At 46.1% G+C, this 20,409-nt stretch carries 13 protein-coding genes and 1 pseudogene; 7 read left to right on the plus strand and 7 right to left on the minus strand.

All coding sequences use genetic code 11. From position 1 onward, the window contains the following. Positions 1 to 210: 210 nt before the first annotated feature. Together IQ257_RS03090 and IQ257_RS03095 are read right to left on the minus strand one after the other, a co-directional pair. A complete protein-coding gene (locus IQ257_RS03090; RefSeq protein ID WP_322744163.1) occupies positions 211 to 4,836 on the minus strand; it encodes a filamentous hemagglutinin N-terminal domain-containing protein in 4,626 nt (1,541 codons plus the stop codon). 335 nt (positions 4,837 to 5,171) lie between these two features. Next, entirely contained in the window at positions 5,172 to 5,816 is a 645-nt protein-coding gene (locus IQ257_RS03095; protein ID WP_193873754.1) for a MotA/TolQ/ExbB proton channel family protein, read from the minus strand. Between the two features lie 203 nt (positions 5,817 to 6,019). Between IQ257_RS03095 and IQ257_RS03100 the strand changes: the two genes are divergently transcribed. After that, on the plus strand, positions 6,020 to 6,814 hold the full coding sequence (locus IQ257_RS03100) for a Uma2 family endonuclease (protein ID WP_193873753.1): 795 nt from the start codon (positions 6,020 to 6,022) through the stop codon (positions 6,812 to 6,814). A gap of 34 nt (positions 6,815 to 6,848) precedes the next feature. Here IQ257_RS03100 and IQ257_RS03105 read toward each other — a convergent pair whose 3' ends face one another. Continuing rightward, positions 6,849 to 7,643 (minus strand): DUF2993 domain-containing protein, encoded by a 795-nt coding sequence (locus IQ257_RS03105; RefSeq protein ID WP_193873752.1) that lies wholly within the window; start codon positions 7,641 to 7,643, stop codon positions 6,849 to 6,851. A 300-nt stretch (positions 7,644 to 7,943) separates the two neighbouring features. Here IQ257_RS03105 and IQ257_RS03110 point away from each other — a divergent pair, with 300 nt between their 5' ends. From IQ257_RS03110 to IQ257_RS03135, 6 genes are all read left to right on the plus strand, one after another. Continuing rightward, entirely contained in the window at positions 7,944 to 11,303 is a 3,360-nt protein-coding gene (locus IQ257_RS03110; protein WP_193873751.1) for a CHAT domain-containing protein, read from the plus strand. Between the two features lie 89 nt (positions 11,304 to 11,392). Then, the gene (locus IQ257_RS03115) at positions 11,393 to 12,148 is read left to right on the plus strand and encodes a sucrose-phosphate phosphatase (RefSeq protein ID WP_193873750.1); all 756 of its coding nucleotides are present in this window, start codon (positions 11,393 to 11,395) and stop codon (positions 12,146 to 12,148) included. Positions 12,149 to 12,327: 179 nt separating this feature from the next. Continuing rightward, the gene (gene ruvA / locus IQ257_RS03120) at positions 12,328 to 12,960 is read left to right on the plus strand and encodes a Holliday junction branch migration protein RuvA (RefSeq protein ID WP_193873749.1); all 633 of its coding nucleotides are present in this window, start codon (positions 12,328 to 12,330) and stop codon (positions 12,958 to 12,960) included. 138 nt (positions 12,961 to 13,098) lie between these two features. Then, positions 13,099 to 13,293, plus strand: a complete 195-nt coding sequence (locus IQ257_RS03125; protein WP_193873748.1) for a heavy-metal-associated domain-containing protein — start codon at positions 13,099 to 13,101, stop codon at positions 13,291 to 13,293. Positions 13,294 to 13,349: 56 nt separating this feature from the next. Further along, entirely contained in the window at positions 13,350 to 15,608 is a 2,259-nt protein-coding gene (locus IQ257_RS03130) for a heavy metal translocating P-type ATPase (protein WP_193873747.1), read from the plus strand. 24 nt (positions 15,609 to 15,632) lie between these two features. Continuing rightward, complete coding sequence (locus tag IQ257_RS03135) at positions 15,633 to 16,157, plus strand: cupredoxin domain-containing protein (RefSeq protein ID WP_193873746.1); 525 nt, start codon at positions 15,633 to 15,635, stop codon at positions 16,155 to 16,157. Between the two features lie 148 nt (positions 16,158 to 16,305). Here the strand turns inward: IQ257_RS03135 and IQ257_RS03140 are convergent, their stop codons facing one another. The 4 genes and pseudogenes from IQ257_RS03140 to IQ257_RS31350 all read right to left on the minus strand — a co-directional run. Then, positions 16,306 to 17,010 (minus strand): DUF305 domain-containing protein, encoded by a 705-nt coding sequence (locus IQ257_RS03140; protein ID WP_193873745.1) that lies wholly within the window; start codon positions 17,008 to 17,010, stop codon positions 16,306 to 16,308. After that, a complete protein-coding gene (gene rppB, locus IQ257_RS31015) occupies positions 17,007 to 17,999 on the minus strand; it encodes a two-component system sensor histidine kinase RppB (protein ID WP_322744159.1) in 993 nt (330 codons plus the stop codon). Before rppB ends, IQ257_RS03140 begins: the two co-directional genes overlap by 4 nt. Next, positions 17,915 to 18,361 carry a response regulator transcription factor gene (locus IQ257_RS03150; protein ID WP_193873744.1) on the minus strand — a complete coding sequence of 149 codons (447 nt, stop codon included), beginning with the start codon at positions 18,359 to 18,361 and terminating at the stop codon, positions 17,915 to 17,917. Before IQ257_RS03150 ends, rppB begins: the two co-directional genes overlap by 85 nt. Before the next feature lie 614 nt (positions 18,362 to 18,975). Further along, positions 18,976 to 20,342: pseudogene (locus tag IQ257_RS31350) on the minus strand (efflux RND transporter permease subunit); the annotation flags it as partial. Positions 20,343 to 20,409 lie beyond the last annotated feature (67 nt).

A 20,409-nucleotide genomic window follows, 5' to 3' on the forward strand; every position in this document is an offset into this window, starting at 1 on the left:
TACCGTTTTGTTTTTTATTCTGAAAAAAGCAGTCAGTCTCAGTCAGGAAGACTGCCCAAAAAGTTAGACATATCACAGTACTCTAACAGTTCCCACCCGTTTTAACACTCTCCCTGAGTCAGCAATGCCAAAAGTAGGAGCGTTATCGGCAACACTCCTACTCAGGATGGGAATTTTCTGTCAGTCTGCTAATCAGTCCTTCAGCATGATTTATTCTTGTTCTGTGGGTTGTAGATAAATCACTGGGTCTTTGAAATTCGGATCATCTACGATGAAGATCGTACCCGTGCCATCTTCCCGTCCGATGATAATCGAGCTAAAGCCATCGATTAAGCGGCTGATCTCTTCACTGGTGAGATCCAAGATACTCGCGCCTGTATCAGATGCGCCATTAACTCGGATATCTTGAGCAATCGAGAACGGTCGAAACTTCAATTCAGCGCCATTGCTTTGGACTGCACTACCATCAGCAATATTCGTTTCATCCCCCGTAAAGATAATATCACCGCCCACTACTCCACCAGAAGCGTTGACACTGGTAACGTTAATCACATCCGATTTCAGCTCAACCTTGCCACCATCACCATCAGCCGAACTCGAATCTAAAATCGGAGCGTCCCCATTACTCGTATCAATACTACCTGCTTCATTCGTCGTCATGGTAATACTTCCACCCAAACCAACGCCATTGGAGAAGGAAAGAATACTGCTGGTTTGAATATTACCGTCAGCCGTTGTCAGCGTGACATCACCCCCACTGCCAGACTCCGAGCTAGAATCGACAATGGCAGTACTCAGGTCAATATCCCCTGTACCCGCACTGATTTCGGCACTAATTGCTCCGCCATTACCAGAACCTGTTGAGCTAGAGTCTAAATCGTCGGCACTAATATTGCCTTCATTGGTACTCAGAGCAATATCTCCACCCGTAGCCGGACTGTTACCAGAGGTTAACGTGCCTGTGGTGGCGTCAATGGAACCAATTCCATCCTCGATAGTCAGAGAAATATTACCACCAACACCCCCTGTCGTATCGGAGAAGGAATTAATACTGCTGGTGCTAATATTGCCTTCTGCTGTTGTCAGGGAGACATCACCGCCATCACCACCAGCCGCACTGGAATCTAACGTACCTGCTGTTGTATCAATTTGTCCAATTCTTTCGTCACTGGCAGCAATATCAAAGGTAATTTTACCCCCATCTCCGTCACCACCGGAGCTAGAATTTACGTCTGCGGTGCTAATACCCCCACCCGCCGTATCAATGGTAATGGCACCACCATCACCATTAGCTGAACTGGAATCTAACGTACTGCTGCTGGTATCGATAATTCCGGGAATATCTTTCGCTGTTAAATTAATTGCACCGCCAGTACCGCTACCATTAACACTGGAATCAAGATCGTCGGTTAAAATTTGTCCTTCATTAACGGTAAGGGAAATTGCGCCACCATTGCCATCTTCTGAGGTTGCATTCAACGTACCAACGGTAGTATCAATATCACCCGTTTGACCCGTTTTCAGAGTAATATCACCACCATTCCCGCCGCCCGTGGAACTCGTATTCACTGTTGCAGTTTGAAGGTTGCCGTTGGTGCTAGTGGCAGTCGTATCCAGGGTTACATTACCCCCATTCGCCACCGTTGAGCCAGTAGTTATTGTGCCGCCTGTGGCATCAATCGCTCCTTCTGTGCCATTCACAGTCAGGGAAATGCTTCCCCCCGTACTGCCAGCATTACTGGAGAAACTATCTAAGTTGGCAGTCGCAATACTACCTTCAAACGTATCTAAATCAATATCGCCACCATTGCCACCCTCGGAGGTAGAGTCTAACGTACCGTTGGTGACATCAATTGAACCTTCTCCGCCTTCAATTTTGAGGGTAATATTACCCCCAGTTCCTGCACCGTTTGAGAATGAATTGACATCGGCGGTGTCAATATTGCCTTCTGCGGTTGTGAGGGAGATACTTCCACCGTTACCTGCCTCAGAGGTAGCAAATAACGTACCACCCGCCGTATCAATGGCTCCAGTTACTTCTGAATTCGCCGCAATATCCATGCGAATCCTACCAGCATCCCCGTCACCACCAGAACGGGTATCCACATCAGCGGTGTTAATATTGCCACCACCCGTGGTGAGGGTGACATCATTGCCATTACCACCAGCCGAACTTGCGTTGATTGTACCGCTGGTAGCGTTAATTAATCCGGGCGAACCATTAACAGTGAGGCTAACTGCGCCTGCTGTTCCTTCATCGCTGGCACTCGCGTCAATAGTAGCCGTTTGGATATTGCCATCCTCGGTGGTTAGCTTAATGTCACCCGCATTACCGTCAACTGTCGTTGAGTCTAATGTGCCATTGGTAGTATCAATATCGCCACCGCCACCTGCATCAATATCAATTTTGCCGCCATTTCCCGTACCTGTGGCGCTGGAGTCGAGGTTATCGGTTTGAATATTACCATCACTGGTCGTGAGTTCAATTTTACCACCATCGGCGACAGTGGAACCAGAAGTTAACGTCCCACCCGTGGTATCAATGGAGCCTTCAATATCTTCAACCTTTAATTCAATTGTTCCACCAACACTATCAGCATCCTCGGAAAAGGTATTGATATCGGCGGTACTGATACTACCTTGAAACGTCTTCAACTCAACATTCCCGCCGTCTCCGGTTGCGGAGGTTGAGTCGAGTGTACCCGTTGTCGTATTAATTGAGCCAGTTCCGGCGGCAACATCCAGGGTAATTTCTGCACCAACACCACCATTGCTGGAGAAGGAATCAATAGTACTGGCGCTAATATTACCTTCATTCGTGGAAAGCTTAATTTCACCTCCGTCACCCTCCACAGACGTTGAGCGTAACGTTCCATTGGTGGCATCAATCGAACCCACTCCGCCATTAATTGTCAGGAAGATTTCGCCACCTTCCCCGTCATCACCAGAGGAGGTATCCACATCCGCCGTATCAATATTGCCAGCCGCAGTGGTGAGGGTTATTTTACCACCGTCTCCAGTCGCAGAACTCGCATCTAACGTCCCACTACTGGTATCAATTTGTCCCGTTCCTTCTGAATTAGCAGCAATATCAAAGTCAATATCACCGGCTGTACCGTCACCATTAACGCTGGTATCCACATCCAGAGTCGTAATATCGCCACCTGCGGTAGAGAATGTAACATTCCCGCCATCCCCAGACTCAGACGTAGAAGCCACTCTGACACCACTACTGCTAATATTAATAGCACCGAGTCCAGCGGTAACATCCAGGTTAATTGTGCCACCTGTACCCGAACCTGTAGAACTGGCATTTAATCCGCCATTGACTTTAATATCACCACCGGATGAAGTCAGGTCAATCGTGCCGCCGTCTCCAGATGTAGACGTATCGATATAACCGACTAATAGACTAGCACCTGAAATGTCAATACTCCTACCTTCAGCGCGGATAACGTCAGCCGAATCATTCATAATAAACGCACCTGAACCATCATCATCCGCATCGGCGGTAAAGGTTAGTGACCCACTCCCCGGCTTAAATAGTAATTCATCATCCGGCAAATCATTAACGGAAATATTATTCGTCGCTTCCAGAATAATATTAGTATCCCCGGACATTCCTTCTAGTTCTGATTCGTAGATTTGGAAGGTTCCACCCGTGGGAGGTTCAGAAGCAAGAACTTCAGCCGTCGCCGCATTTGGATCAGTTCCCAAGGCGTTTTCTAAACTGCCATCATCATCCCCATCATCAGGACTACCATCACCGATAATGGCGATATTCTTCGGGTCAAGTAGCAGCGTACCAAAGTTCCCATTAGCGGCGGATGTATTAACAGTTCCGTCAAAAATCAAACTGTCTTTACCCGATACCTCCACAAAACCACCATCGCCAGAATATTCACCGCCACGAGCCGTAATGTTACCGTTAAAACTGGTAATTTGGTTTGACCAGACAACGGCTTGACCACCAGTGCCGTTATCCGTAGCATTAACATTAATCAGGGAATCAGAACTTACAAAAGTACGAGAAGCCGTTGGCAGAGTTCCTTCACCTTTAAAATCACCTCCAACTGATACCCGACCACCACCGTTTGTACCAGAAGCATCAATAGTAGCATCAACTAGAGCAACGCGATCGCCTAAAATATTCACACCACCCCCCGTCTGGGAACTCGCTGTATTCAGAGTACCAGCAACAATTGCCGTACCAGAATTTACAGGAACAGTAGTTGCTGATTCCGTTAGTTGCACCGTGCCATCTGAATTCGCGGCTACCCCGGTGGTACTTTCGTTCCCCGTCAGTAATTCGGGTATAGACAGAGGAGAAATGCCAGCAGCACTGGGTAAACTACTATTATTAGCGATCGCAGTTGACTCAACTTCCAAACTCAGAATCATCCCTTCTTGGGAGATGCGCACTCGATTCTCGCCCGGTACTGCCGTAACCGTAATATTACCCCCCGGTGTCGAGATAGTTCCGGTATTAATAACAGTGCCACCCAGCAGCGTTAAATTCTGCCCTTCACTCACTGCCAAATCGCCAGCATTAATAATACCTCCTGGCTCATTCATCGTAAAGGCAAAGCCATTGGGAGAACCCACTAAAGCTTGATAGTTGTTATCCCCAACAGCATAAAACCAACCGCCTTCAAAACTGATACCATTCGCCGTCGTCGCTGTAAACGCTGCTGGCACATTTAAGCTCGCATTCTCACCAAAAACAATCCCGGCTGGATTCATTAGGTAAAGGTTCGAGTTACCTCCTGTCACCTGAATTAAACCATTAATTAATGAAGCATCACTAAGGTTGTTGATAACAGAGTGGTGAAAAATTTAGGCTCAAACATCAATCTTTTTTTAGTTGTCAGCAAGTGCTAACCCCTGAAGAGCAAATCTGGTTAATCACCGAGCATTGCAACATTAAGTTTCAATGACATGAAGCGCTTTCTCCGGTAACTCTAAAACCGGATTTGTCTGACATCCTCTATTTAGTATTTAGATGTCCTCTAGGGATCGCCGCTTTATAGTAGTGGATTGATGATCCATTATTTCTCTGCTGAAAGATAGATAAAAATAGATTAAAACTACTAAAAAATCTACTCTAAGATAGAAGAAATGGGCAGGCTTTTTGTGTGTCTACTACAGAATGATTTTTTTGGGAAGTTCCCTTACTTCCGCCAACTTCCCGAGGTGCGCTCGTAATAACTCCAGTAGAGCAACTCTAACTTGCCGCCATACTCCTGAATCATGGCAAGCTGACGGCGATACAACCCCCGAAAGGTGTTGGCAAACACCAATGTAAAGATTGCCACGCACAAACCCGCAACCGTTGTGATTAATGCCTCACTGATGCCTCCCGTGACGCCTTGAGTAACTTGACCGCCAATATCACCGATTCTCAAGGCAGAAAAAGCGTTGATCAACCCCAGAATCGTACCTAAAAGACCGAGTAGGGGTGAAACACTGATAATTGTCTCAAATGCCGTATTGAAGCGCTTCAGGACAGGTAACTCCGCTTGCGTCGCCGTTTCTAATGCCAGTCGAAATTTTTCTGGGGTGGGAGATTGGAGTTCTAAAGCCGCTAGAAAAATTCGCGCGATCGGCAAATCGCTATTTTTTTCCAGCTTGAGAAACGCTTCGGGGGGATTTTGCTCGTAGAGGCGGATAACATCCCGCACGAGGCGCTGCTGGCGTTCGGTGATTCGCATCCAAAAGTTCGCCCGCTCTAAAATGAGAGCGATCGCTAAAAGCGATAGAGCCAGCAGGGGCAACATGACTACCCCACCCAATGAAAAAAAAGCGCTGATTGGCATTATTGCTTCACTGTAATACAAATACTGATGATTTAGAACACTTTAATGCTGATTCAGAAAAAGCGATCGCGCAAATTTCAGAAGGTGTCTCACAACTCCATCGCTGAACACCCATGTAGTCATCCTCAAGTGAATGGCACTAACTTAAGGGATAAGAAGAAAATTGTCTACAGTGAAACTAGATCTGCGGTATAAATGCTCCTATGACTTCTACTGCCAACCCAGCATCCCTCACTACAGCCCTACCTGACCATACCCAGTTACCAGAATCCGATGGTACTTTTGTGAAAAATTTCCAGGAGCATCCGCAAAGCATTCTCTTAACAGACTCAATTGAATCCCTACTGCAACAGCGTCACCCTGATAGGCAATATTGTATTGGTCAAGATTGCGGGATTTACTGGCGTTTTACTGATCCACCAGAACGGGGAGCAGAAGCACCTGATTGGTTTTATGTACCCAATGTACCGCCCACTCTTAATGGTCAAATTCGCCGTTCTTATGTATTGTGGCAAGAGTTGATTCCACCTTTCATTGTCATAGAGTTTGCTTCAGGAGACGGTTCGGAGGAACGAGACAAAACCCCTCTATCTCTAACTAACCGAGAAACACAACAGAAGCCAGGTAAATTTTGGATTTATGAACAAGTCATTCGTCCAGCCTATTACGGAATTTACGAAGTTAGTCGCCCTAGTGTTGAGGTGTATTGCTTAGTGGCAGGTCAGTATCAGTTACTAACAGCAAATGAGAGGGGTCATTATCCTATTTCACCCTTGGGGGTTGAGTTAGGAATTTGGCAAGGTCGATATCAGAATTCAGAACTTCCTTGGTTACGCTGGTGGGATGAGCAAGGGAATTTATTGTTAACAGGTCATGAACAAGCCGAACTGGAACGCCACCGAGCAGAACAAGCTGAATCGCAGTTAGAGCAGGAACGTCAAAGAGCAGAACGGTTGGCAGCCCAGTTGCGAGCAGCAGGAATTGAACCGGAGGCGTGAGCGTCGCCTTAACGTTACTATTGACTCATTCTGTCTACGGATTATTGGGAATCCGCTCGATTTGAGCATATCCACTGAAGATGAGCTTTTTCCCCTGAGTTTCCAAGCGATTGATCCGCATCGTCACGCCATCTAGGTTGAAGCGATCTAAATCCACCATATTATTCAAAATCTCATCCAGTGCGGTACTCAAGGTTTGAGAAATCTCGCGCAATGACTCCGGTATATCATCGGGTTCAAACTGGGAATCCTTAAAGAGAATACGACGCCGCCGCTCAACTGCCAGGGTTGATGTCATGCTAATCGGCACTAACTCCCGATTGGGCAGGTTAACTTTGGCAAAAAGCTTGATGCGGTTGTTGGGTTGCAACTGTAGGTGTACGTCTGTGAAGGAAATGGGGTTGCCTTCGGAAAGTTCGCTCAAAGCGGGAATAGACAGGTTTTCTAAGCGCTTCCTCACCAGTTCCGCTTTGAAAGATTGATTGATATCCGCTTCTGTTAACACAACTTGGGCAACGGCTTGAGTGGGTTGCTTAAGACTAATCTTACCCTTGAGTACCGAGCTAAAGTCCAGTGAAACTGCGTCGGTTTCAAAGGACATCTCCTCACTCCGGAAATCCCGGCGAATGACCAAGCCACGACCGCTCATCTTGAAGCTATCAATGCTACCTTGTAATAACTTACTGGAAGGGTAGCATCGTACCGAGACATCGATAGACTCGCTCCGAGTAAAGAGGTGGCGAATTGTGTTGCTGGCAACGGTATTGAGCATTTGCTCACCCCAGTCAGTGCCAGATTGATTGGTTGTACCAAGAAAGCCACCGAGCATATCCTTTGCAGATCCACAAGAGTCCTCTCTATCTTTGTAACAAAATGTGAATAACTCGGCAATCCACCTCTAGACTTACCAAGAGGAATAAAATAGCGTGGAAATAGCTTGCCGCAACGGATTCGCGTTTCTCACTTGACCTCGGGAACAAAATTTCTGAGTTCAACTATCAGTTTTACTAAAGTGAAGCGTGCATCGTCTCTACCATCAGGAATGTCTAAATTCTGGCTCTCTCCTAGGGAATTCTCTAGAGGAAGAGAGAGCCTCAGCATTCCCCAATCGTTAAATATGCCAAAACTAATGAACCAGGTCACTACCTCACCTAATCGTGGGTACTCTCTCAGGAAGGTGATTCAGAGAGTCTTGACGCCAACTCAAAAGCTCCTGACAGCTTGCTTGTTACCGCTTGCCGCCTGTTTTTTGCCTTCGATTGCCGCGTCTCAATCAATAAGCTCAGATAATAGCACAGATACGGTTATTAATCAAAGTAGCCCTTCAATTTACGATATTAGCGGCGGCAAACTCAGTGAAAATGGGGCAAATTTATTCCACAGCTTCAGTCAGTTTGGATTGAGTGCTGGTGAAATTGCTAATTTTCTTTCTGATCCGTCCATTCAGAATATTTTAGGGCGAGTTACCGGAGGCAACTCCTCGCTGATTAACGGTTTGATTCAAGTTACAGGGGGTACGTCTAACTTATTCCTGATGAATCCCGCCGGAATTATCTTGGGTGCTAATGCTCAACTCAATGTTTCCGGTGACTTTACCGCCACCACCGCCAGCCGTATAGGTTTTGGCAACGATAGCTGGTTCAACGCCTTCGGAGCTAATGACTATGCCGCCTTAGTCGGAAATCCCAGTTTATTTGATTTTGGGATATCTGGAACCCCTGGCGCGATCGCCAATGCGGGTAATTTAACCGTTGCAGATGGGCAGACTCTAACCTTACTCGGCGGTACGGTAGTGAATAGCGGTCAGCTAACTGCACCAGGGGGCAATATTAACATTGTCGCCGTGCCAGGAGAAAATTTAGTCCGCATTTCTCAAACGGGTCATATACTCACTTTAGAAATTCAACCCAGTCAAGCTCTTACCTCTGGGTTCAATCCCCTCTCTCTACCCGAATTACTAACCGGTTCGCCTGAGTTGCAAACCGCAACCGGATTGGCAGTTAACCCAACAACGGGTGAAGCGATTCTCTCGAGTTCGGGTTTAACCGTACCGAATTCAGCCGGTACAGTGTTGGCATCTGGCACCCTGGATGCTTCAGTCACCTCGTCCTCTCAACTAGGCGGCGGCGTCCAGATTTTAGGCTATTCCGTTGGTTTTTGGGGTGATATCTTAGCTAGAGGGGGTCTTAGTGGTGGTTTTGTACAGGTTTTAGGAATTGACAATCTAACCTTTGAGGGCAAAGTAGACACATCGGCAGCAAACGGGAATAATGGTGAGCTATTAATCAACGCGGCAAATTTAACCCTGATTGATGCCCCAACCCTAACTAGCACACTCAATTCTGACGAATCGCCATCACCCTTTAACCCAAACCGTCCGAGTAACACCCTAGCTTGGGGAGAACTTGCCGATTTAGCCCTCAAAAATAATTTGGTTGTGCAAGGGCGGGGGGAAATTGCGATCGCAGATATCATGGGTAATACACCAGGTGTAACTCAGAACAATCTGGCAACCTTGGGTTCAAATGCAGGTAATCTAACAATTCGCTCTACAGAAGGTTCGATTACGTTTCAAGATATCAACGACACCCTGCAAAGCTTTGGCAGTGCCATTACCCTAGAGGCATTTGACAGTATAACTGCCGGAAATTTTCTCACCGGAGGCGGCACAGTCACGCTGAATGCTCAAACAGGCAGTCTGAGTGCAGGCGAGATTAATACCCGTTCGACCGATGGAGATGGCGGTAAGGTGTTATTAAATGCGGAGCAGGATATCACCCTGGGTTCAATTAATACCCAAAGCCTGGGGAATGGGCTTGGGGGTTCGATGGATATTAACGCGGGCAGATTTTTTAGCGCAACCGATACCTTTAGCGATCGCAACAGTAACACAACTAGTCTTTCCAGTGCAGGCGGGGCTGGTGGGGGTTCCATCCTCATCCGACATGGAGTTAACTATCCCGGCACGGCTTTTACCGTGGGGCAACAGTTTGATGGGGTAAATGGTACGGCGGGGACAATTTCCACAGGGAATGATAACCAAATTTCTTCGGGAGTCTATCTAGGTTCCTACAGCCAGGGAACTCCTCCCAGGGATATCCAAATTATTACTTCTGAAAATGAGCCATTCCTACAGGACAATCCCTTACCCCAAGAAATCCTGCCTTCACTCCTACAGAAAACTATCCCCTTCACTACGGATACGTCAGCCTCAGACAGTCCGCTCCAATCCCAAAGCGATATCGTATTTCAGCAACTTGAAGAGCATTTCACCCGCCAGTTCGAGCAATACCTTGGCAGTGGGATTGAACCAACCAACGTTACTCTCAGCGAAGCTCAAGATACTCTAGAGCAAATAGAAACGGAAACCGGCGTTAAACCTGCCCTAATCTACGCTATTTTCATACCCGCTACCCTCAGTTTAGAGGCAATCGATGGAACTCAACCCAAGCTAGATAGCGACCAACTAGAACTAGTAGCGATTACAGCACAAGGGCAACCGATTCGCAAGCGCTTGGAAGGAGTAACCCGCCAAGACGTTCTCAAGGTTGCTCAACAGTTTCGGGCAACGATTACAAATCCCAATAATCGTCGCGGTTATCTTTCTCCGGGCAAACAGCTATATGATTGGCTCGTTGCTCCCCTAGAAGCTGATTTACAAGAGCAGGGAATTAAGAACCTAAGCTTTATTTTAGATAACGGCTTGCGATCAATACCCCTTGCCGCTCTTCACAATAGTCAAGAGTTTTTGATCGAACGCTATAGCATCAGTTTAATGCCCAGTCTCAGATTCACCGATACTCGCTACCAAGATATCCGCTACTCTCAAGTTTTGGCGATGGGAGCCGAAACATTTGCGGATCAAAACCCCCTACCCGCAGTTCCCCTTGAATTATCTCTGATCACAAGTCAGCTCTGGCAAGGGAAATCATTCCTCAACGATGCCTTTACCCTAAACAATCTCAAAACCCAGCGGCAGCAAACTCCATTTGGGATTATTCACCTGGCAACCCACGCTGACTTTGAACCTGGAACGCCGGAAAACACTTACATTCAACTGTCCAACGGCAAGCTGCGATTGAAGCAACTTCGCGAACTGGGTTGGAGTAATCCCCCCGTAGAGCTGTTGGTACTGAGTGCCTGTCGGACAGCGCTGGGAGATGAACAGGTGGAGTTGGGCTTTGGGGGGTTGGCAGTACAGGCAGGTGTTAAGTCCGCCTTAGCCAGTTTGTGGTATGTCAGTGATCAAGCCACCTTGGGACTGATGACTGAATTTTATCAGCAACTCAAGCAAACCTCTATTAAGACAGAGGCACTCAGACAGGCGCAGTTAGCTATGTTGAAGGGAGAGGTACGCCTGGAATCGGGGTATTTGTACAATACTCAAGGGAACGTAGTATTGCCGTCAGCTTTAGCTGAACTGGGAAACCAATCATTGAAGCATCCTTACTACTGGGCAGCGTTTACCATGATTGGCAACCCTTGGTAAACTCAACTTCTTCTTGGGAAGTGAGAAAGAAAACCCGCCTGTATAGGAGAATAAGGCAGTAGCCAGACCAACCAATTTATGAGGTTACTGTGACAGCATTTTTATTGGTGACAGACTTAGATAATACCCTGGTAGGTGATGACGAAGCGATGAGCGTACTCAATCAGCGGTTGAGTCAGCATCGCCAAGAACACGGGACAAAGATAGTTTACTCGACTGGGCGATCGCCTGCCCTCTATCGACAACTGACTACCGAAAAGTCTCTCTTACAACCCGATGCCCTCGTTACCTCAGTCGGGACGGAAATTTGCTTTAATCCTGTTGAGGAAGTCTTTGACTCAAATTGGGCGCAAATGCTCTCTAATGGCTGGAACCGAGAAGAAGTCGTCGCTACTGCTGCCCATTATGCCGATCTCACTCCCCAACCCGAATCCGAACAGCGTCCTTTCAAAGTCAGCTATTTCCTCGGCGAACAAATCGCGACAGAAGTGCTGCCCCGCTTGGAATCGGCTTTAAAAGAGAAGGGTTTAGATGTCAAGTTAGTTTACAGTGGCAGTCAAGACTTAGACATTCTGCCTCGCCAAGGCGATAAGGGTTTGGCAGTTCAGTTTCTACGGCAAAAGTGGGGTATTGATGCCGCACAAACCGTAGTATGCGGTGATTCTGGCAATGATATTGCTTTGTTTAGTGTCGGAGAGGAACGAGGCATCATTGTTGGCAACGCTAAAGCAGAACTTTGCCAGTGGTACAACTCTCACAAAACGGATAACCATTACCTAGCTCAGGCACACTGTGCTGGTGGTATTCTAGAAGGCTTGCACCATTTTGGTTTTCTTGGTAATTAGCGATTATAGCGGTTCTCAGTTGCATGGAATACAGCGGGTTTCAGAAGACACCAGACAGGAGTCAGAAGTATAGATGAGTGTATTCCACTCAGCGGAGAACCGCGATATAAAAGATAACTATCATCAGTTAGATTCGCTACATTCATCCGTTGCCACCAATGACCCAGGATTAATGAATAATGATTGGTTATCTTAAAGGCACAGTTGCTAACATTCACAAAAGCAGTGGCAATCGGGTTACTTTGATTCTGGACGTTAACCAGATTGGGTATGAAGTACAAATTCCCCGTCGCTTATCCCAGGAACTTCAGCTAAATTCAGAAAAAATAGTACAAATTTTTACCCACCTGCAAACTCGAGAAGACCAACAAGTATTATACGGCTTTGCCTCGGCTGCTGAACGGGATTTGTTTCGGCAGTTGGTGAGTGTGAGTGGAATTGGCACCCAATTAGCGATCGCACTCATCGACACCCTTGGGCTGCAAAACTTAGTGCAAGCAATTGTTACAGGTAATATCCGCGCCTTATCCAAAACTCCTGGTGTTGGCACTAAAACCGCTGAACGCATTGCCCTAGAACTGAAAACAAAGCTGGCAGAATGGCGGCAGCTTGCTGGAGTTGGCACCCCCGCTTCCTCAAAAAGTCCAGCCCCAGCCATTTTAGAAGATGTAGAAATGACCCTACTAGCTTTGGGGTATGAAAATCAAGAAATTACCCAAGCGCTAGACGCCATTAGCCAGGATGAACTGCTGGCGAAGAACAGGAATGCAGAGGAATGGATTAGAAGTGCGATCGCTTGGTTGAGTCAGTAAAACTTATTTACTAGGACTTGTAGCAGTCAATCTAACAACTGTTTTAAAAAGTATTTTTCTCCTGACTTGACTCTCCAGCCAACTGGAGGGTCAATAATAAACTTAGGTCTAGAGTCTCGATATAAATCATTTAAGGCTATGACACTACAACTGAAAGTCCCCAAAATTGCTTGTTCTGCTTGTGTCAATACCGTCACCAAAGCCGTTCAGTCAGTAGATCCGGCAGCAACAGTAGCTGCTGACACGAAAACTAAGATCGTCAGGATTGAAACAAATAAATCTGAAGCGGTAATTAAAGACGCGATCGCCAAAGCTGGCTATCCCGCCGCTTAAGTATTTCCTAAATTCAAGGGATAAGAATCTGAACCAATGACTAGTGACTAATAACCATGGATACAATAACACTCAAACTGCGAGGCATGAGCTGTGCCTCTTGCGCTAGCAATATTGAAGAAGCTATTCGCTCTGTACCAGGAGTAAATGAATGCAACGTTAACTTTGGTGCAGAGCAAGCCAGTGTAAAATATGACCCCCAAAAGACGAATATAGAAGCAATCCAAAACGCTGTTGAAGAGACAGGCTATTCAGCTTACTCCCTCCAGGAACAAGAAATGATCACTGGAGAAGATGATACTGAAAAAGCTGCCCGAAAAGCAGAATCCCGCGACCTTTTAATTAAAGTTATTGTCGGAAGTGTAATTAGTGTCATCCTAATTGTGGGTTCTCTACCCATGATGACGGGGTTGCAGTTACCCTGGATTCCTGCATGGTTGCATAACTCTTGGTTTCAGTTAATCCTGACAGCACCCGTGCAGTTTTGGTGTGGTTATGGGTTCTATATCAATGCTTGGAAAGCCTTTAAACGCCATACCGCAACCATGGATACGCTGATTGCATTGGGTACGAGTGCGGCGTATTTTTACTCGGTGTTTGCCACTCTATTTCCTGACTTTTTCATTAATCAAGGTTTGATGCCAGAGGTATACTATGAAACCGCCGCTGTTGTTATTACCTTAATTCTGTTGGGGCGGTTTCTGGAAAATCGCGCCAAAGGTCAAACATCAGAAGCGATTCGCAAGCTTATCGGTTTACAAGCGAGAGATGCTCGTGTGATTCGAGATGGGCAAGAAATCGATATTCCTATCGAAGAAGTCCAAATTGATGATGTAATCTTAGTACGTCCGGGAGAAAAAATTCCCGTTGATGGTGAATTGACAGAAGGCAATTCAACGGTAGATGAAGCGATGGTGACGGGGGAAAGTTTACCTGTTGGCAAGCAGCCTGGAGATGAAATAATTGGCGCTACTATTAATAAAACAGGTAGCTTTAAATTCCGGGCAACGCGAGTTGGTAAGGATACGGTTTTGGCACAAATTGTCCAACTCGTGCAGCAAGCACAAGGTTCTAAAGCGCCCATTCAACGATTAGCTGATCAGGTGACGGGATGGTTTGTGCCTGTGGTGATTGCTATTGCGATCGCTACTTTTATTATTTGGTTCGATGTTATGGGAAATTTAACCCTGGCACTAATTACTACAGTCGGTGTTTTAATCATTGCCTGTCCTTGTGCTTTGGGTTTAGCTACTCCTACTTCGGTAATGGTAGGAACGGGTAAAGGTGCAGAAAATGGTATTCTAATTAAAGGTGCAGACAGTTTAGAGCTTGCACATAAAATTAGGACAATTGTTTTAGATAAAACAGGAACTTTGACAGAGGGAAAACCCACAGTTACAGACTTTATCACCGTACTGGGTACTAGGGACGGTAACGAATTAAAACTTCTGGGTTTGGCAGCCTCTGTAGAACGCAATTCTGAACATCCTTTAGCAGAAGCAGTGGTTAGATATGCTCAATCTCAAGAAGTTAAATTAACAGATGCTAGCAATTTTGAAGCTATTGCTGGAAGTGGTGTTCAAGGAACTGTCTCAGAGCATTTAGTGCAAATTGGTACGCAGCGTTGGATGGAGGAACTTGATATTGATATCAATGTTTTCCAAGAGCATAAAAATAGGTGGGAAATAGCAGGAAAAACAGTGATTTGGATTGCTGTTGATCGGGAAATTCAGGGGTTGATGGGAATTGCCGATACTCTTAAATCGTCTTCACCTGCTGCGGTTATAACACTGCGGCGGATGGGTTTGGAGGTGGTGATGCTAACAGGAGATAATCGACCAACCGCAGAAGCGATCGCATCAGAAGCTGGCATTACCCGCGTCTTTGCCGAAGTGCGACCTGACCAAAAAGCAGACAAGGTGAAAGAATTGCAGTCAGAAGGCAAAATTGTGGCAATGGTGGGGGATGGGATTAATGATGCGCCTGCCTTGGCACAGGCAGATGTGGGGATTGCGATTGGGACAGGAACGGATGTGGCGATCGCAGCTTCTGACATCACCCTGATTTCTGGAGACTTGCAGGGTATCGTCACTGCCATTCAACTCTCCCACGCCACGATGCGAAACATTCGCCAAAATCTCTTCTTTGCCTTCATTTACAACGTTGCTGGAATTCCGATTGCTGCTGGAATTTTGTTTCCTATCTTTGGCTGGTTACTGAATCCAATTATTGCAGGCGGAGCGATGGCGTTTAGTTCTGTCTCTGTCGTGACTAATGCTCTGCGTTTACGAAATTTCCAGCAAAAAAACACCTAAAAATTATTTCAATGGTTTAGCACAATGGTCAACAAAAATAATATTTTGGGAAGTTTAGCGGGTATTGGATTTCTGCTTTCAATTGTCTCAAATGCCGCAGTGGCTGAGATGCCACTTGAAATGCCAGCATCCTCAACAGAACAAACAAGTCAATTCCGCCGTATCGAGCAACCTTTAGCGTTGAAACTTGCTGTCACCTTAAGTGGCTTAGGTTTAATTGGACTAGAACTATGGTGGTTTCGTTTCAGTAAAACAAAAGCGGCTCAAGCTGATGTTAATCAAGAAATGCAGGAGATGACAATTGCAGTAGACGGGGGTTATGAACCGAATCGAGTAGTTGTCAAGGCAGGTAAACCTGTACGGCTCAATTTCTTACGCCGCGACCCCAGTAGTTGTTTAGAAAAGGTCTTATTACCTGATTTTCATATTGCTAGAGATTTGGAGCTGAATCATACTACCCCAGTTGAATTTACCCCCGAACAACCAGGGGAATATCAATTTACTTGTGGGATGAATATGTTTCGGGGAGTTGTGGAAGTGGAAAAGTAACAAAAAATAAATATTTTCTGAAACAGAAGTTTTATCCAAACGAGCTTAACTGGAAATTTCGGAATAATAATTTGTAGGAACGGGTTTAACCAAGATATTGGTTTTTTCACCTAGATATCGGTAAACCCGCCCCTACAACAACCTGCCATTACCAGCCTTGATGCATCCTACCCATTCCCGGACGACGAGGACTGCCATCTCTACCGCCGTGCATACCTCCCGGCATTCCAGCGACACCGAACCAATCTTTTAACCAGCTTCGCATCTGCCAAATTTCATCTCGTTGAGTGGTAGCAATGTGTTGCGCGAAGGGACGCACGGGTTCATGTTCGACGAGATTGTGATTCACCAGCATTCGTGACATCATCACAGCACCCATATGGTGCATGATCATGTCTTCTAAGAAAGCTTGATCTAGTTCATCTCTTTGAAGTTGACTTAAATCGCGCATCATCGGTGTATAAGTCAGCGAACTTTCCTGCCCCAGGTACCACTGATCTAACCAACTCTGCATTTGCTCAAGCTCGGCACTTTGTACGTTAATAATGTTTTGAGCAAAGGCTCTCATTTCGGGGCGATCGCTCCTTTCTAGCACCAATTGAGCGGTATCAATAGCTTCTTTATGATGGGGAATCATCAAACTAAAAAACTCAAATTCGTTGTCAGCTTGCATATGCTGCATCATGCCCATGTGCTGTCCAGCCATACCGTTCCAAGTAGAAGCGGGGGTTCTGTTGTCGAAGGGTATGGCACGTATGGCACGTGAAACTAAGTGGGGATTAGCCGCAAGAGTGGCAGAGGTAGCGATACCAGCACCTGCCAGGATAATCAATGAAATTTTTTTGAGCATCATAGGAAGCGATCGAAAATTTGTTTCTGATCTTCAGGGGCAATGCCAATTCCGGTATCTTGGATCTGAATCAGAGCGTAATGCTGATAGCTATCGAGAATTAGAATAACCTTGCCATCAGCAGGAGTGTATTGAATCCCATTGGTGACTAAGTTGGAAACCAGACGATACAGTTGCTCTTCATTACCCATAATCTCCAGGGGTTGCGAGACTCGCATTTCCGTAGTTAGGTTTACATCTGCTGCCATTGCCAGAGGCGCTAATTCTTCGGCAATATCGCTGAGTAAATCATTGAGGGAAACGCATTCATTCTTTGCGATCGCATTTTGTTGGCTGAGTAATTCCTGCCGATCCATGCGGCACAATAGCAACAGAGCATCAACAAGTTGAGAGAGTCGGTAATTCTGGCGTCCCACCACTCGCAGTGTTTCTCGTGACTCTGACTCGTTGAGCTGATTGAGTCGCAGGGTTGATTCGATAGTAGCTCGAATCGCGGCTAAGGGAGTGCGTAACTCGTGAGCGGCATCTGCTGTAAACTGTTGAATTTGCCGATAGGATTGGTAAATGGGCTTTATGGCGAGTCCCGCTAACCACCAACTGCAAATGCCAACTAGGAATAGGGCTATCGGTAATCCCAATAATATAATCCACCGGACGGCTGTTAAATAATCGTCAAAGTCTTTAATCGATCGTCCCACTTGCAGATATCCCCAGAAGCGATTGTCTTGGGTGTGCAACAGTAGGGAGATTTGGCGATAACGTGTACCATCGCTATCGGTGAGAGTGTGCCATTGCGGTTGTGAGGTATCCCTGGCAGTTGGCGGTAATCCCTCTGGCAGTTGTTCGGTAAAGGCAATGAGTTGTCCTGATCGGTTGAGGAAACGCAGGTAGTAGTCCTCTCGGCGAATTATACCGATCCGATGACTCTCACCGTCAGACTTCTGATTGAAGCAGGAAGTACCCAGGATACAAACATCCGGTAGCGATCGCACCCATATTGCGCTAATTTTCGTCGCAGTAGGCGCATTTGAGCCGCAACAACATTACTCATTGGTTCAATTCCTACTTCCCAAAGCCGATCTAAAATTTGGTCGCGGGTAACAATTTGGTTAGGATGCCTCATGAAATATTCCAGCAACTGAAATTCTTTAGCAGTGAGGGAAATGTCCTGTCGATTCCCATTGGTATCCTGCAACCAAACAGAATTGGCGGTGTAGTCTGTATATTGGCTTTCTAGATAGTCCCATGCCTCGCTACCATCTAAAACCCAGTCAACCACATAGGCTTCTTGATGCAGAGTCCGTTTAATGGCAGCACCTAAATCTGGCTCATCTTCAACTAACAACACCTTCATAAAGTATTTTATTGGACATTAACCCAGAAATCAGCCGTAACAATTTCACCATTGCGATCAAACTGTCCCCACAACTTATACGTTCCCGGTTCAGGGAAATGAGTAACAAATTTCACTTCTCCAGCAGCATAATCCTTTAGAGCATGGGCATGAATGTAATCGGCTGCTGTTAAGTTCGATGACTGTTTCAGAATAACTAAATGTCCTCTTTCTCCCAAGTACGGTTGCAAATCGGTTACGGGCTGGTTATTAACTGTATCTTGTAAATTAAACCCTACTATTACTTCTTCCCCAGCTTTTATCGTTGGCTGATCGAATGTCAGATTAACTTGAGTATTGCCAAACATCTTGGTGAGATTAGTATCCTCAGCCGTGGCTACTAATTTAGCACCAGTAACTGTTGTTTTTACTAAATAAACTCGTTCTGGTTGCTCCATTGGTTTGTAATCGCTAAAAATTGTATAAGCCCCAGCTTTCGGCAAATTTGCTTCCACTTCAAAACGACCATTCCCTTTGTAATCAGGATGAAGATGCAGGAAAACCTGAAGGTCATCACTGACGACAATGAGATGCATCAGCTTTTCTTGAAAAGACTCAAAATCAGCAATTGCCTTCCAAGTCTCTTCTTCTGGTAATTGCTGATTTGCCAGTAAGATGGCACACAACGCCGGACTCAGGGTTAATGCCACAAACGTTGAGGCAAAAATTGACACCAAATACGCCACCCCCATCGGCGCAAAAATCCGCCCTTCTACTCCTGTGAGTGAGAAAATCGGTGCAAAAACAACGGCAATAATTACCGTGGAAAACAGCACACTGACCCGCACTTCCACTGAAGTATCATAAACCACTTGAAAGGGAGGCTTAGGATTTCCAGCAAGTTGGTTTTTCCGTAACCCCCGATAGCAGTTTTCCATATCCACAATTGAGTCATCCACCACTGACCCAATTGCGACTGCCAATCCTCCTAATGTCATGGTATTGATACCCTGACCAAATAAGTTCATCAGCATCAAACAAATTAAAAGAGAGAGAGGAATAGCGCTGAGGGTAATAGCGGCAGTGCGCCAGTTCATTAAAAATAGGAACAGGATAATCGAGACAATAATAATGCCATCCCGCAGGGAATCTCTGACATTGTGAATAGAAGCATCAATAAAATCAGACTGGCGAAAGGTAACGGTTACTTTGACATCTGGAGGCAAACTCGGTTTAATTTCTTCCATCGCCGCTTCCACCGCTTTCGTTACCGTGGAAGTATCTGCCATTGGCTGTTTATTGACCATCACCACAACGGCTTTTTTGCCATCCAAGCTGGCATCCCCCCGCTTCAATGCCGCACCAATTTTGACATCCGCTACATCAGAAAGCAGAACGGGTGTACCCTGGTGTGCCGTTATAACTGATTGTTTCAACTCTTCAATCGACTCAATTCTGCCAATCCCTCGAATTAGCATTTCTTGGTCTGGAGTAATTAAAAAACCTCCAGCCGCATTTGTATTTGCCCCCCCTTACTAAGGGGGGGTGGATTTTGAATTTCAATCGTGAAGGCATATTGAATAACTGTGCCAATAGGGGAAGAAATCGGCGAAATTTGCGGCGTTTCCACTCCTTCCGGCAATCGAGTAGTTGCTTGCTGCAAGCGTTCAGTAACTAACTGCCGTGCTTGATAAATATCAGTACCCCATTTAAAAATAACTTTTACCACTGAAAGACCAACCCCAGAAGCGGAACGCACTGTAGTGATGCCAGGAGTCCCATTAATCGCACTTTCAATGGGTAGGGTAACGAGAGATTCGACTTCTTCCGGTGCGAGTCCCGGTGCTTCTGTTTGAATCTCAACTTGAGGCGGTGCGAATTCGGGAAACACATCCAGGGGCATTCGGGAAACGGTAATAAAGCTCCAAACGGTGACAATAACGGCACCAATTACAATTAACCAGCGTTGAGCGATCGACCATTTCAGGATGGTGTTGAGCATTTATCACGTGTCAGTGTTAGAATCCCTTCCTAGATTGTTGACACATGAAAATGAAATTAGGATGAAA

This window comes from Coleofasciculus sp. LEGE 07092, assembly GCF_015207375.1.
Taxonomy (GTDB): domain Bacteria; phylum Cyanobacteriota; class Cyanobacteriia; order Cyanobacteriales; family Coleofasciculaceae; genus LEGE-07092.